The following is a 13,770-nucleotide window of genomic DNA, read 5'->3' as shown; positions in this document are numbered from 1 at the left end:
CTTCCTAAGAAACAGCCACCTCAGGGCCGCAGGGAACAGCTTGCAAAACGAAGCCCAGCGATTTGGCGCGCCGCTTCAGATTGGCGAGGACGCGGCTACGATATTGTTCCTCATAGTGGTCGGCACCCGGATCTCTGTAGGATATGCCATGCCGGACGGTGTTGTAGAACAGGACCGCAATTTTGCGAGCGGTCGCCGTCACGGCCTTCGCTTTACCCGCACGAGAGGACAACCGACGATAAAATGCGCCGAGCGCCGTATCGCTCCGTCCGATGGTGGTGGCCGCCAGCCGCAACAGCGCAGCTGCCCGACTGGATGATCTCCGAGTACGCGAAGAGAGCACCTTGCCGCCCGAGATTTTGTTGCCCGGTGCCAGGCACAGCCAGGAGGTGAAGTGCTTGGCGGTCGGCCAAGCCCTCAAATCGGTGCCGCACTCGCCAATGAGCTTCAATGCAAGTGATGGACCTAGCCCATGGATCTCGGTCAGATCGACGCCGAGGACGCCGTATAGAGCGGCCCTCACATCGAACGATGGTGTATTGACCTGCTTGGTCTTTACCCGCGGTCTGGGGAGCTTGCCGACTGGCTTGGCCCCTTTGTCCGTCAGCGCCGTTATCAAGGATTCCAGCTTGCGATCGCAGTCGAGCATCTTGGCCTGGTAGGTGTCATAGAGTTCCAGCGACTGGGTGAGCGCGAAGACGTGTTCATCCCGATCATTGCCCACCAGTGCGGCGCGGATCGTCTCAATCGAGGAATGGCAGCGTACATCACGGTAGGTCGCCAACACGTCGGGATTGCGTTCGCCCGCGACAATCGCTCGGATAATTCGCATCCCGGTCGCACCGGTGATGTCAGAGACAACGTGATGAAGTTGCAGATTCATTTCCATCAGGGCCTTTTGCATGTGCTGGATGTGAGCGGCAGCGTATTCCACTAGCCGCTCGCGCTGACGCAAATAAGCCCGCAGGGTTGCGATCTCGGCATCAGGGCGGAAGCTCCCGCGCAACAGACCATAGGAATGGAGCTGGCGCAGCCATGCGGCATCGCTGACGTCTGTCTTGCGCCCAGGCACGTTCTTGGCGTAACGCGCATTGACCAAAATGACCTCGAACCCGCGCTGCTCGAGAATCTCGTAGGCTGGGATCCAATAGACCCCGGTGGATTCCATCGCGACGCTAGTCACGCCGCAGGCTTTGAACCAGTCTGCCAAATCATGCAGGTCCTGCGTAAATGTGCCGAACGCACGTACCGGAGTGTCGGTGCAGATCGGGTCGACCGCTGCCATGTGTATTTTTGATCCAATGTCGATGGCGGCTGCGCCAACATTGACGGGATTCAATTCCGGGCGGTCACCGGTCGTCCTCTTGGGCATCGCAAATCCTCCATCCGATTGTGGGCAGGAGGGTCTGGGCTATGCCAATCGTCATCTTCCTAATCGGGATCGCCGCAGGAACGGCGTCACCACTCTCAAGTTCGCATGCACCCATGGACCACGTTTTTTAACGGGGACTAGTGCCTCCAATAAGCTGACGGCCGCTACCCTCCGAGATACGAGGATAGCACGGGCTGTTTCTACCGCGCGCAGGCGGGCAACGGCCCGTGACAGTTTTTTAAAATGTCGCGCTCCATGCGCAGCCGCTCGGAGACGGCGCGAACAGGCGGCGGGAAGTAAGCGCCTGAGCTCATTCGATTCCAAATCTTGTAGAGATTGCTCTTCAAGTCGGACTCGAACTGCTCACTCAATCGTCACTCCGTCGACACCGGCTGCGCCACCATTGGATCGCACCTGCAGATATGCTTCGTACACCTCTCTCTTGTCGATGTTGAACGGTTTGCCCGGCTGGTTCACCGTCGTCCTCCTGTTGTCAGTTGCGACGATGGCCAGCCCACCTGATCCGATCCCTTCGCTCAGGCCCCATTACGGGCCTTCGTCGCTAATACGGATCGGTCCGTCCCAGTGCTCCGCGTCGGTAATCTCGCCTCGCGGTCTTCTCCGCTTGTGCTTCTCCCTTTCCATCGGAGCGACTGGTTCCTGCAGTTCCGCGGCAGCGCCTGCATCCGATTCACGCCCCCTCAACGCCGGTCGCCGCTCGCCCGGTCATCAGGCTTCCGGCGGGCTCATCCCAGAGGGACGACACACCTCTGGTTTTGACGACGATTTCCACGTTACGACGGTTCATCGGCGGGTTCATTTTCATTCGTCTCTCGGACGCCTATCCGTTCGGCTATTCCCGACCGTTAGAGCATTTTCCGACCGGAATGAATCGGTTGGGGATTCCCAAAAGGGCGCGAGTCAGATTCAAGCTGCATGCTGGCGAAGGAGGTCAGCATGTATGACCAAGGCGCTTTCGGTTGATCTTCGCCAAAGGGTGGTAGCCGCGATTGAGAGCTATGCGGGATTTTGGGTGACGAGGTGATCAGGCGGCGTGGTTTGCCGGCACGTGGATGACCTCGATGCCGTCGTTGAATCTGACACCTGCGATGACCTTCGGCAACTGATTTGTGCCTTTGAGCCGCCGCCAGGTCCTTGATGCGGCGACCACCAGCTTGAACACCATCAGTTTGGCGGTGGTGGGCGATAACGAGCCCTTCGTGCGCACCGTCCTGTGCCGCACGGTCGCGAACACGCTCTCGATGGGATTGCTGGTGCGCAAGTGATCCCAATGTTCGGCTGGGAAGTCGTAGAAGGCCAGCAGCGCGTCGCGATCCTTGACCAGGCATTCGACCGCCCGGCCGTACTTGGCGCGGTATTTCTCGGCGAAGACATCGATCGCCGCTTCGGCAGATGCCCGGTTCGGCGCCCAATAGACCTCGCGCAGATCCTTCTTCATGGCGGCCTGCACCGAGAGCGGGACCTTGTCCAGGACATTGACCGTCACCCAGCATCGCTGGTGGCGCGTGCCGGGAAAGACCTCGTCGAGCGCCTTCCAGAAGCCGAGCGCGCCGTCGCCGACGGCAATTTCCGGGGCGATCTGCAACCCGCGCTGTTTGACGTCGATCAAGAGTTCGCGCCAGCTCTGGGCGCTCTCGCGCACGCCGACCTGGAAGCCGATCAGTTCCTTCTTGCCTTCCGGGGTCGTGCCGATCAGCACCAGCATGCACTCGCCATGGTCTTCCATGCGGGCCTGCAGGAAGACCCCATCGGCCCACACATACACGTATCGTCGCGCCGACAGATCGCGCCTCTGCCAGCGCTCGTACTCGCCTTGCCACTCGGCCGTCAGCCGGGAAATCACCGCGGGCGACAGGTTCGGCGCGTCCTTGCCCAGCAAGGCCGTCAGCGCCTCCTGGAAGTCGCCGGTCGAGATGCCGCGCAGGTAGAGCACCGGCAACAGCGCATCCAGGCTCCTGCTCCGCCGCGCCCACAGCGGCAGGATCGCCGAGCTGAATCGGATCCGCTCGCCATCGCCGGACGCCCCGCGGTCCCGAATCTTCGCCCGCGCCACCTCGACCGGGCCAATGCCGGTCGCAATCGTTCGCGCCGGGCCGTAACCATGCCGCACGACACGGGCGCGTCCGTCGGCAAGCTTCAAGTCCTTCACCGTGGCGAGAAATGTCTCGACTTCGGCCTCGACGGCCTGCGCCAGAAGCTGCCGCGCACCAGCGCGCAGGATATTCGTCAGTGGATCATCGATCTCGTCGGGCTGACGAAGCGCGACAATGTTGCTAATCTCGTTCATGGCGTATCGCTCTCCTTGAGAGGTTCTGGCAGGCTCGACACCCGCCTCGATACGCCGCCTATCTCACGCCGTCATCACCCACTTTTCCGCATAGCTCCGCGATTGACGGTGGCATGTCCTGCCGACAGGCTGCCGAGCGCTTTGGTGTCAGCGCGGCCAGCGCGATCCGCTGGCGCAGTCGCCTCAAGGAGGTTGGCGACATCGTTCCTAAACGCCAGGGCGGTGACCGCAAATCGCAGCGCATCGAAGCCCATTCGCAGTTGATTGGACGCGGTGACAGCGAAGCCGGATATCACGCTCGCCGAGTTGCAGGAACTGTTGAAACGTCGTGGAATATCGGCCGGCATCGCGTCGCTCTGGCGTTTCTTCCAGCGCAGAACGATCACACTTAAAAAAAGACAGCGCACGCCGCCGAGCAACGGCGCGGTGATATAAATGCTGCGCGTGAGGAGTGGTTCGAAGGACAAATCGATCTTGATCCTGAGCGTCTCGTCTTCGTCGACGAAACCAGCGCCAACACCAAGATGGCACGGCTCTACGGGCGCTCGCCACGCGGCGAGCGATGTCGTGCAGCTGTCCCACACGGGCATTGGAAGACGACGACATTCACCGCTGGATTGCGTTCCGACGGTCTGATCGCGCCGCTTGTTCTGGACGGTCCAATGGATGGCGACGCCTTCCTGGCCTACGTCGAACAATTGCTCGCCCCATCGTTGCGGCCGGGCGATACCGTTATCATGGATAACTTGCCTGCTCACAAGGTCCATGGCGTTCGAGAAGCCATCCAGACCGTCGGAGCAAGCCTGCTCTATCTCCCGCCCTACAGTCCAGACTTTAACCCGATCGAAATGGCCTTCTCTAAATTGAAGGCGCTGTTGCGGGCCGCGGCAGCGCGTACCATGCCCGATCTCTGGCAGGCAATCGCCAACGCTCTCAAACGCTTCTCACCCCAGGAATGTCAAAATTATCTCGTCGCAGCTGGTTACGACGCAACGTGATCGGAAAATGCTCTAGCTTCAACGCTCACGACCGCGCCTCTTAAGCGAAGCCGCTTGAAGTGATTTGAGACCTACTCCTGAAAGTCGATCCCGAGGGGCCTACCCTCATCGCTGCCACAGCTTGTGCACACAGATTTTCAGATCATCTCGATCATCCTTTCTGTGTGCTTCTGCAGCACACTGTCGTCGCCATGAAGGCGCTCGGCCGACAGCACATGCCGCTCGATCAGTTGGAACAGCGGCATGACGGCGAAGGTCCCGTGGCCGACCTGGTCGGCCAGCGTCGACAACGGAAGGTCGATCCTCTCGGCCCTAAAGCGCACACTCTGGCGGTTGAGCGGGATATGCATGCCGAACTTGTCGAACAGGATCGTCGCCAGCAATTGCGGACCGATGAAGCCGCGCGGCGTGGCATGGAACGGTGCCGGCGGCTGGCTGATCTTCTCGCAATCGCGGCAGGTGAACTTTTCCCGCACCGTCTCTATCAGCTTGAACCGGCGCGGGATCTCCTCCAGCGTCTCGGTCACATCCTCGCCCAGCTTCGCCAGGCGCGATCCGCCGCAGCATGCACAGCTCGTCGGGGCCTCGATGACGACGCGCTCGCGTTCGATGTCGTCCGGCCATGGCTTGCGCACCGGCCGCTTGCGCGTAAAGGCGCGCACGCCCTGGGTTTTCGTCGCCGCGCTCTGAGCGGTAAGCTCGTCCTCGCTCGCCGTGGTAACGAGTTCTTCGAGCTCCAATTCCAATTGCTCGATCAGCCGCGCCGTGCGCTCGGAGCGCTGCCCCGTACAGTTCGCGCTTGAGCTTCTCGATCCGCAGCTCAAGGCTCAAGGTGCGCAATCAGCGCCTCGTTGGCCGACAGCTCCGCCCGCGCACTGGCAGCTACCGCCTCGGCTTGCAGCCGCGCCTCACGCTCGGCCTGCAGCGCCGCCAGGGCACTCACGAGGTCCAATGGAAGGTCGTCCGGCTTCGATATCATGAAGCCATTGAATCAGATCACGTTGCAGATTCAAACCGTAAAACGGCTATCCGACCCGCGTCGGTCGCAGCGCTTCTTGAGGGTTTCGCCAATCGATTCCGGACAACAGATAGCTCATCTGCGCCGGTGAGATCGTCACTGCTTCGCCCGCAACCGATCGCCAGATGAACCTTCCTCTCTCGAGTCTTTTGGTGAACAGGCATGCTCCCTGGCCATGGTGAGTCGGCCCCGGGAGTTGCACCCGGAGCCGCTCTCCGAACCGTACGTGACGCTCTCACGTCATACGGCTCTCAACAAGTAACGAAGCAGAACTCAACCTCGACCAATGAGCGAACAGCTTCGGCCTCGCTTGCGGGCGACGCTGAGTGCGATACGACACGACCTGATGAAACGCCGCCATGCGCCTATCGGTGAGACCGGCGTTTGGCTCCGTCGCGTGATGCAGGGATACCTGAACTACCACGCGATCCCGGGAAACCTGAAGCGGCTCGGCATGTTCCGCGCCGAGGTCTGCCGGGCTTGGCTGCGCTCGCTTCGTCGACGCAGCCAGCGCTCTCGCATGACCTGGGAAAGGTTCCGACGATTCATTGGGCGATACATCCCGAAAGTCCGCGCATGTCATCCGCATCCCAACCCAAGGTATACGTCATGACCCAAGGCAGGAGCCGTATGCGGTAGTACCGCACGTACGGATCTGGCGGGGGGGGGCACGGAGAAATCCGTGCCCCTACCGCGACCGGTGCTTGTAGATGTCTAAGAGGCAGACCGTGTAGCGGCACACGCTATATGCAAGTATATCCAAATATATGGAAGTATATGCAAGGAAAATGTGAAGGATGCGTTAATAGAATCGCAGAATCTTTGCATGCGGAACGCGATGCTCAAATCCAGTTACGACCTCCCGAATTTGCCGCATCCCAACGCCTTTCCCGAAGACCCCGGGTCGCTCGCTGCCAAAGAGGTCGCGCGACTGAGCATTCTTGACGGCATGCGGGGAATTGCTGCCATCTGCGTCACCTTTTTACATTTTTATGAGCCCTTTCAGTCCGGTACTCAGAACTGGATTCCTCGCGGTTATCTCGCTGTAGATTTTTTCTTTTGCTTGTCAGGGTATGTAATGGCATTTGCCTACGACCCTTCTCGCGTAGAATTGTCACCCACAGAACTTATCAAACGGCGTCTGATACGACTGCATCCGCTGGTCGTAATTAGCTCCTTGTTGGGCTTCGCTGTGGTTGTAACCGGACGATTCTATTCGCCTATGGCTGCCGGATTATTCAATTTTAGTGTCACAGAGTTTTTTATTCTCCTCACCTGCAGCGCACTTCTATTGCCGCACTTATTTCTCAGCAATGCCAGCTTTCCTATTTTTCCTTTAGCCGCTCCCGCCTGGTCATTGCTTTGCGAGTATGTGGCGAGCCTAACGTTTGCTCTTTTTCTGCGCCAACTATCGCTTCGATGGTTGGTAGCGATGCTCGCCTTCGCCGCGGTTGCAACGGCATACACGTGCTACGATTTCGGAAGCCTAAACGGCGGTTTCGACCGCAGAACCTTCTGGATTGGCTTTGTACGGGTAGGTTTTTCATTTATCGCGGGCGTTGTTGCTTACCGTATTGGCAGGCAACCGCGGTTGCCACGGGCAGAATCTTATCTTCCGCTTATCCTGCTTGCGACCTTCTTTTGGCCCTTCCTTTGGAGGCCCTACGATTTCCTGATCGTCACAATCGTATATCCGCTCCTTGTTTGGCTTGGCGCTAATGCAATCGGGAGTCCGTCGATCAACCGTTTTAGCGAGTTTATCGGAGATCTTTCATACCCGCTTTATATGACCCACTACGTTCTACTCATGCTATTGTTCGGAGCAACTTCGGCAGGTTGGGTTGCGCAGAATCATGCAACGCTAGCGGTACCAACCATGACTCTAGTTGCAATCGCTTTTGCCTTTCTTGTTAAGCGATATCTCGACGAACCGATCCGAGCCTCCGCCAAAGGCCGTCTTGTTTGAGGGACGCGAGCGCTGCAGGTCCTAGGGGTAATCCTAGGAGAAGCGCTATGACGATTTCGCGGGCAGAGGTGATCACATCGGTCGAGCGGCGGCCGCCGGTGGTCGCAGGATGAGAAGGAACGTAAGCGGCAAAGAGACGCAAAGAGACCCCGTCTGGCGGAGTGGGTAAGCGATCGGCTATCGGCTGCTGAGTTTGTGAGCCGATGTGGGCTTCTATGTCTGCGCCTAGTTCTGGAACTAGAACCTTCCATATGATCGAAGCGGTTGCCGAGCGTCTTGAGGGAGCGCCGCGGCAGCTTCGCCGACGCTGGTCGGACGAGTTTAAGGCGCAAGTTGTGACAGAGGCGCTGGAGCCTGGCGCGAGTGTCTCGGCGATCGCCCGCCGGATTGGCATTCACCCGTCGCAGCTGTTCGCCTGGCGCCGTGATGCTCGGGCAGAGCGACATTGTCCCGCGCGGCACTCGAGTTGCGAGGGTGTGGTGGTGTCTGCGGCAGGCGCAGTGATCGAAATTGCCATTGGCGAGGTGATCGTGCGCGCCGGCGTGGACGTCGACGAGGCGCAGTTGCAGCGGGTGATCCGGGCAGTGCGTTCGGCATGATCCCCTCCGGCGTGAAGGTGTTCCTGGCTAGCCATCCAGTCGACTTCCGCAATTATGCGGAGCCCACGATTATGCGGAGTGTGCGGCGGGAAGTTGGTTCCCGCCGCGGTCTTCTCGCCTGTTTCACTCCGCATAATTCGGCTTGCGTCCGGCCACATTCAGCATGGCCAAGAGCTTGTCGGGCGCCCGGAATCGACCGGGCGTCAGCATCGGCGGCGACATGGCGGCGAGCGCTTCGAGCTTCTCTGTCGGATCGGCGCGAAGGTAGACCTCGGTGCTTTGCAGGCTGGCGTGTCCGAGCCATAGCGAGACTTTCCGGACGTCGCGAGTCGCCTGAAGCGTATGCATGGCGCAGGTATGGCGCAGTACGTGCGGACTGACGCCTTTGCCGGCGATCGACGGCGCCTTGCGAGCGGCGGCGGCGACATGCTTGGTCAGGATGTACTCAAAGCCCGAGCGGGTCATCGCCTGAGCACGGGCGTTGAAGAACAGCTCAGGAGCGTCGGTGACTGGGCGCACTTTGAGCCAAGCCTTCACAGCTGCAGCCGTTTGTTTCCAGAGCGGCAAGACACGTTCACGACGGCCCTTACCCATGATGTGCACGCTGGATATGGTCTGGCGGTCGATCTGATCGAGCCGAAGGCCGACCAGCTCCGACACGCGCATGCCTGCGGCGAAGGCCAGATGCAGCATGGCTCGATCACGGATGCCGGACACGGTGCTCGCGTCTGGCGCATCTAACAGAGCCTGCAGCTCGTCACGAGTGAGATAGCCGACGAGCGCCTGATCGGTCTTCTTCATCGGGATCGCATGGATCCGACGTGATTGGTCGAGGCAGGATGGCACCCTGTATTCCAGATAGCGGAAGAACGAGTTGATCGCAGCGAGCCGGGCATTGCGAGTTCGCGCCGAGTTGCCGCGCTGCTTCTCTAGATGCTCCAGGAATGCCAAGATCAGCGGCGCGTCGAGCCGTTCGATCTCGATCTTCGATGGCTTGAGCTTGAGTCGGCCGGCGGCAAATTGGAGCAACAGCTGGAAGCTCTGGGCATACGCCTCGCAGGTATGCTGGCTCGCCCGGCGTTCTTTGGGCAGGTGCTCGCGCAGGAAGCTGCTCAGGTAGGGGGCGAGCGCAGTCATGCGGCGCCTCCAATGAGCAATGCCTCGCCGGCCTCGGCGATCTGGCCCATTAGGGTCGGCGTCGCCTGCAAGTACCAATAGGTGTCGGTCACGTGGGCGTGGCCGAGGTAGGTGCTGAGCGCCACAATATGGCGGGCGATCGCAGCACGATCGTGGCGGCACTGCTCCAGCGAGCGGACCGCGAAGGTGTGGCGCAGATCGTGGATGCGCGGATCTCGCCCCGCGCAGGCGCCCCTGAGATTGGTACTGTCGAGGAGTTGCAGGAAGATGCGTCGCACAGTGTTGTAGGGCAGCGACTGTCCGGCAACCGATACGAAGAGAGCACGATCTGTGGTGGTCAGCGACCGCCGGGTGACCAGATATCTGTCGAGCGCCAGCCGAGCTGTTGCGTGAAGTGGCAACAGCCGGCTCTTCTGGAACTTGGTCTGTCGGACGACGAGCCCATCGGCAGTTACATCGTCGATCCGCAGCGCCAAAGCTTCCGCGATCCGCATGCCGGTAGCGGTGAGCAGGCCGAAGAGCGTTACGTACATGGTCGGTCTGATCGAGCCTACCGGCCGGAGTGCCGCCGCAGCGCGAAGCAATCGTGCGATCTCGTCCGCACTATAGATATAAGGCGGTCGCCGCTTGACGACGGCGTGGCCGAGTGCATCCGCCGCCGGAACCTGATGGCGCGGATTATCGGCGTGCATCGCCAGCGCAAACCGCCGCACGGTAAGCAACCGGTTGCGGCGCTGCTCCGGTGACGGCGCTCGTGCGGCCCATGCCAGGACCCGGGCACTTCTGATGTGCCGGTCGCCGTGCTTCTCGGCGAAGCTGACGTAGCCCCTCAGCAGGATTTGCTGGACACGGAACTTGAACCCCAGCGACTGCTGCTGGTCCACATATTTGGCCAGATATTGACTCAGCATCACGCATCTCCCGGCCATGGCTGCGCGATCTGCAGCAGCATCGTCACGTCGACTTTGGCGTAGTGCGCGGTCATGTCCGGTGAGCGGTGGCGCAGTACGGCGCCAACTGTGTCGAGCGTCGCGCCGCCCCGCAACATGGCCGTCGCGGCCGAATGCCGAAGCAGGTTGGCCCCATTCGACGGAGCGGGGATACCGGCCTTTCGTATTGCACCACGCACAACATCAGAGACTGCGCTCGAACCTGTCAGTGGCCGGATTGGTGCATTCGACATGAAGAAGATTCGACCATCGGCGACGTGCGGCCGGGCCTGATCCAGATAAGCGAGCAAGGCATCGCCGGCGTCTTGCGGCAATGGTAATCTCGTCTCCCGCCGCCCCTTGCCACGAACCGACAGCGTCGCCTGTTGCCAATCAATATCAGTGAGACGAAGAGAGAGAATGTCGCCGGCCCGCAAGCCCAGTCGTGCCAACAGCAGCAGGATCGCCCGATCACGAACGCCAGTCGCCGTGGTCTGGTCGCACGTTGCAATCAACGTCTCGACATCTGACGAGCTGATGTATCGCGGCAGCGACGACAGTCGCCACTGCGGAATGATTGGCACAGCATGATCGAGTCCCGCCCGGCACACCCCCCGCGCGGTGAGGAACCGTAAATATCCTCTCAGCGCCATCGTCATAGTCTTCACATAGGCGAGCGAGACCCGTTTCGTCTCTGCAATGATCACGTCGCGAATGAGTTGGGCATTCCAGTTTCGCGGCTTGCTGCCAAGCAGCCGGGAGCAGCCGCATGATCATGCGACCATGTCGATCTATTGTCAGCTCTGTGACGCCGCGATGCTGTCGCAGCCAGTCCTGGAACTCGACCACCCTGCGGTGGGGCGTCGGTAATGCGGGCTTCGGCTTGCGCTGGACGATTCCGCGCTCGCCGAGAAACTCGACGAACCGGCGCACCCGCCTCACGTACTTCTTGGACACGCCCTTCACGCGACGTATGCCGGGGCATCGACAGCGATGCCGAGCGAACCGATCGGTGACGCCATCATCAATGTCGGTGACTGCGACCTTGGACAGCGTCAGCCATTGCGCGAGGTGACGGGCTGCAGCGTCATAGCCGCTCACCGTCAAGCTCTTATGCCCCAACACCGTCAGGTGTCGTGTGAACTCCGTCACCAGCGGGGCGAGATCGCCTGCGTCCATGCAGCGCAAACCGTGGCAGTGATCCTCACTCGACTTGGCCATTCCTTGTCTCCCTTTCGTTGCCATCAAGGCAGGAAGGGAGGCCTCAGATTATGCTGAGCAAGAAAGAGGGCAGCAGGAACTAAACTGTTGATAACGAAGCGGGTCTCGGATTGAACGGCCGCACACTCCGCATAATCGTGGGCTCCGCATAATTGCGGAAGTCGACTGGATGGCTCGCGAGGAACACCTTCACACCAGAGGGGATCATGCCGAACGGACCGCCCGGATCACCCGCTGCAAGTGCGCCTCGTCGACATCCACGCCGGCGCGCACGATGACTTCGCCAATCGCAATCTCGATCACCGCGCCTGCCACAGACGTTACCACAACCTCGCGACTTGAAGGCCGCGAGAGACAATGCAACTCGGCCCGAGCATCACGGCGCCAGGCGAACAGCTGCGACGGGTGAATGCCGATCCGGCGGGCGATCGCCGATACGCTCGCGCCAGGCTCCAGTGCCTCTGTCACAACTTGCGCCTTGAACTCCTCCGACCAGCGCCGGCGAAGCTGCCGCGGCGCTCCCTCAAGACGCTCGGCGACCGCTTCGATCATATGGAAGGTTCTAGTTCCAGAACTAGGCGCAGACATAGAAGCTCACATCGGCTCACAAACTCAGCACCCGATAGCCGATCGCTCATCCACTCCGCCAGACGGGGTCTCTTTGCTTTCAATTACCCATAATTTTAGCCCCGATCGCGGCCCCCAATTCGATGTCGATCAGTCGCGATAGTCCGCGCCAGATCACGGTATTTCCTGGAGGCGGATCGTTGGCTCGGGCCAAGTATCCTCCGAGCCGCGCGATCTTGACGACGTAGTGGGAGATCGTGGTTCGTTGAGAGCGGTTGGCACCCCGATCTTTCACCAAATGATCGAGAAGCTTGATTTCGGTTTCCGTCAGCGCCGTTTGCGGCGGCGCATTCGGCGTGGAGCGATTGAGCATCGTCATCCAGAAGACGCGCCAGCTCACAATGCAGAAGACCGCGATCAGATTGACCAATCGCTCAGCGGTTCGCAATTTCGACTCCTCCGCCTTGCAGCCCGATTTGAGGATCTTATGGAAGACTTCGATCTTCCACCGCAGCGCGTACCACTCGAGCTTCTCGATGGCGTCCTTGCGCGATTGGACCGGGAGATCGGTGAGAAGCTTCCACTCGATTTTCTTTCGCCGCTTCGGCGTTCCGCGCTCTTGAGCATGGATCACGGTCAGAGTGAGTGCAGGATATTTCTTCTGCTTGCCGATCGGCGGCAGAATTCGAAGCTTGCGGAATCGAATTTCAAGAAGCGCTTCATCCGGATCACCTTTGTCATCCTTGACAGCCACCCGGTGCAGACCTTTGACCGCGACCTCGTCCATTTCGTCGGCAATTGTATGATTGCCGTCCCCGGCGAGTCGATCAACGCAGGTTCGCACCAGGAAATGCGTTCCAACCTCTTCGGCCAGACAGAACAGCTCATAGATGTCGCTCTCGCGATCGCCGATATGAACGCATTGTCCAGGGGCAGCGAGAAGGTCGGTCGATTGTCGTAAATTCTCCAGCCAGCGGATGCTCTCCTTCTGCTCGATCGGAACCCGTGTCGGATTGATCTTTCGCTTCAGGGCCGTCGTCCCCTTGAACTTCTTGCGTGTCCAGAACTTGATTGCCGCCAGTCCGAGCGGAAGCCCCTCGGTCGTCACGGCGAGGCTCGAATGCATCAGGATGCCGCACTGCGTGCGCCCTGCCGTCTTACCTGTAAAGCCAATCAGATCCGGCTTCTCTCGCTTGAAGCTGAATTCCGTCGTGTCATGGAGGACAAGGATCGGCCCCTCCGTTGTCGTCGCGCGCCCGTGCGTCGCCTCAAAGTGGCCGCCAAGAATATCCGCCTCGTTGACCCGTTCGTTGGAGAAGAAGCGATACGCGGCCTTCGTGTTCGCCCAGTCCTGACAAACCAGCGGGATGCTCTGACCCATGTCGCTCCCGATCAGCCCGAGCAACTTGCAAAATCGGCGGCCGAGCCGCTCATCCTTAAACTCGCATCCCGCAACTTCCCGATCAACCCACGTCTCGATGCCGGTCGTCAATCGCTGAGCACGCGCTTCCGCAAGATCCTTTAGTACCAAGCCCACCAAGCACCATCAAATTCGAATCAGGTGCTCGACAACGAATCACAAGAGATTCTGCCGATTCAAGTTTTCGCCGCGGACACGTCGTCTAAATCGACCGCAAATTGTGGGTAATTGGAAG

General features: G+C 60.1%; 11 protein-coding genes and 3 pseudogenes. 3 read left to right on the top strand and 11 right to left on the bottom strand.

Annotated elements, in window-relative coordinates:
• Window positions 1–4 precede the first annotated feature (4 nt).
• The 4 genes and pseudogenes from AOQ71_RS01775 to AOQ71_RS01770 form a co-directional block, all read right to left on the bottom strand.
• A complete protein-coding gene (locus AOQ71_RS01775) occupies window positions 5–1,372 on the bottom strand; it encodes an IS110 family RNA-guided transposase (protein ID WP_057740990.1) in 1,368 nt (455 codons plus the stop codon).
• Window positions 1,373–1,644: 272 nt separating this feature from the next.
• Window positions 1,645–1,849, bottom strand: a pseudogene (locus AOQ71_RS42260) (group II intron reverse transcriptase/maturase); the annotation flags it as partial.
• Between the two features lie 214 nt (window positions 1,850–2,063).
• Window positions 2,064–2,198 carry a hypothetical protein gene (locus tag AOQ71_RS49545; protein ID WP_256436599.1) on the bottom strand — a complete coding sequence of 45 codons (135 nt, stop codon included), beginning with the start codon at window positions 2,196–2,198 and terminating at the stop codon, window positions 2,064–2,066.
• Window positions 2,199–2,417: 219 nt separating this feature from the next.
• Window positions 2,418–3,680, bottom strand: a complete 1,263-nt coding sequence (locus AOQ71_RS01770; protein WP_057740987.1) for an IS256 family transposase — start codon at window positions 3,678–3,680, stop codon at window positions 2,418–2,420.
• A 113-nt stretch (window positions 3,681–3,793) separates the two neighbouring features.
• Here AOQ71_RS01770 and AOQ71_RS42255 point away from each other — a divergent pair.
• Window positions 3,794–4,678 (top strand): annotated as a pseudogene (locus AOQ71_RS42255) (IS630 family transposase).
• 173 nt (window positions 4,679–4,851) lie between these two features.
• On the opposite strand, the pseudogene AOQ71_RS01755 reads toward AOQ71_RS42255, so the two are convergent.
• Window positions 4,852–5,657, bottom strand: a pseudogene (locus AOQ71_RS01755) (IS66 family transposase); the annotation flags it as partial.
• Window positions 5,658–5,703: 46 nt separating this feature from the next.
• The gene (gene tnpB, locus AOQ71_RS50100) at window positions 5,704–5,898 is read right to left on the bottom strand and encodes an IS66 family insertion sequence element accessory protein TnpB (RefSeq protein ID WP_083513851.1); all 195 of its coding nucleotides are present in this window, start codon (window positions 5,896–5,898) and stop codon (window positions 5,704–5,706) included.
• A gap of 624 nt (window positions 5,899–6,522) precedes the next feature.
• Here tnpB and AOQ71_RS01750 point away from each other — a divergent pair.
• Both AOQ71_RS01750 and AOQ71_RS49540 read left to right on the top strand, forming a co-directional pair.
• A complete protein-coding gene (locus AOQ71_RS01750) occupies window positions 6,523–7,662 on the top strand; it encodes an acyltransferase family protein (RefSeq protein WP_245316619.1) in 1,140 nt (379 codons plus the stop codon).
• 251 nt (window positions 7,663–7,913) lie between these two features.
• Window positions 7,914–8,261 (top strand): transposase, encoded by a 348-nt coding sequence (locus AOQ71_RS49540; protein ID WP_018270221.1) that lies wholly within the window; start codon window positions 7,914–7,916, stop codon window positions 8,259–8,261.
• Window positions 8,262–8,384: 123 nt separating this feature from the next.
• On the opposite strand, the gene AOQ71_RS01740 is transcribed toward AOQ71_RS49540, so the two are convergent.
• The 5 genes from AOQ71_RS01740 to AOQ71_RS01720 all read right to left on the bottom strand — a co-directional run bounded on the left by AOQ71_RS01740 (window position 8,385) and on the right by AOQ71_RS01720 (window position 13,652).
• A complete protein-coding gene (locus AOQ71_RS01740; RefSeq protein ID WP_057740984.1) occupies window positions 8,385–9,398 on the bottom strand; it encodes a tyrosine-type recombinase/integrase in 1,014 nt (337 codons plus the stop codon).
• Window positions 9,395–10,309 (bottom strand): tyrosine-type recombinase/integrase, encoded by a 915-nt coding sequence (locus tag AOQ71_RS01735; protein WP_057740981.1) that lies wholly within the window; start codon window positions 10,307–10,309, stop codon window positions 9,395–9,397. The genes AOQ71_RS01740 and AOQ71_RS01735 overlap by 4 nt, the downstream gene beginning before the upstream one ends.
• Window positions 10,309–10,986 carry a tyrosine-type recombinase/integrase gene (locus tag AOQ71_RS46920; protein WP_245316618.1) on the bottom strand — a complete coding sequence of 226 codons (678 nt, stop codon included), beginning with the start codon at window positions 10,984–10,986 and terminating at the stop codon, window positions 10,309–10,311. Before AOQ71_RS46920 ends, AOQ71_RS01735 begins: the two co-directional genes overlap by 1 nt.
• Window positions 10,987–11,752: 766 nt before the next feature.
• The gene (locus tag AOQ71_RS49535) at window positions 11,753–12,100 is read right to left on the bottom strand and encodes a transposase (RefSeq protein ID WP_057740979.1); all 348 of its coding nucleotides are present in this window, start codon (window positions 12,098–12,100) and stop codon (window positions 11,753–11,755) included.
• Between the two features lie 115 nt (window positions 12,101–12,215).
• Window positions 12,216–13,652: an IS4 family transposase gene (locus AOQ71_RS01720; protein ID WP_057740977.1), complete on the bottom strand. Its 1,437-nt coding sequence runs from the start codon at window positions 13,650–13,652 to the stop codon at window positions 12,216–12,218.
• Between the last annotated feature and the right edge of the window lie 118 nt (window positions 13,653–13,770).

The organism is Bradyrhizobium manausense, assembly GCF_001440035.1.
In the GTDB taxonomy this organism is placed as follows: domain Bacteria; phylum Pseudomonadota; class Alphaproteobacteria; order Rhizobiales; family Xanthobacteraceae; genus Bradyrhizobium; species Bradyrhizobium manausense.
Note: the sequence above shows the minus strand (reverse complement) of the source record. Positions and strands in the feature narration are given on the sequence as shown.

Bases quoted from the DNA above. Each gene is read 5' to 3' on its own strand.
- AOQ71_RS01775 (WP_057740990.1), bottom strand. From the start codon at position 1,372: ATGCCCAAGAGGACGACCGGTGACCGCCCGGAATTGAATCCCGTCAAT.
- AOQ71_RS49545 (WP_256436599.1), bottom strand. From the start codon at position 2,198: ATGAAAATGAACCCGCCGATGAACCGTCGTAACGTGGAAATCGTCGTC.
- AOQ71_RS01770 (WP_057740987.1), bottom strand. From the start codon at position 3,680: ATGAACGAGATTAGCAACATTGTCGCGCTTCGTCAGCCCGACGAGATC.
- AOQ71_RS01750 (WP_245316619.1), top strand. From the start codon at position 6,523: ATGCGGAACGCGATGCTCAAATCCAGTTACGACCTCCCGAATTTGCCG.
- AOQ71_RS49540 (WP_018270221.1), top strand. From the start codon at position 7,914: ATGATCGAAGCGGTTGCCGAGCGTCTTGAGGGAGCGCCGCGGCAGCTT.
- AOQ71_RS01740 (WP_057740984.1), bottom strand. From the start codon at position 9,398: ATGACTGCGCTCGCCCCCTACCTGAGCAGCTTCCTGCGCGAGCACCTG.
- AOQ71_RS01735 (WP_057740981.1), bottom strand. From the start codon at position 10,309: ATGCTGAGTCAATATCTGGCCAAATATGTGGACCAGCAGCAGTCGCTG.
- AOQ71_RS46920 (WP_245316618.1), bottom strand. From the start codon at position 10,986: ATGACGATGGCGCTGAGAGGATATTTACGGTTCCTCACCGCGCGGGGG.
- AOQ71_RS49535 (WP_057740979.1), bottom strand. From the start codon at position 12,100: ATGATCGAAGCGGTCGCCGAGCGTCTTGAGGGAGCGCCGCGGCAGCTT.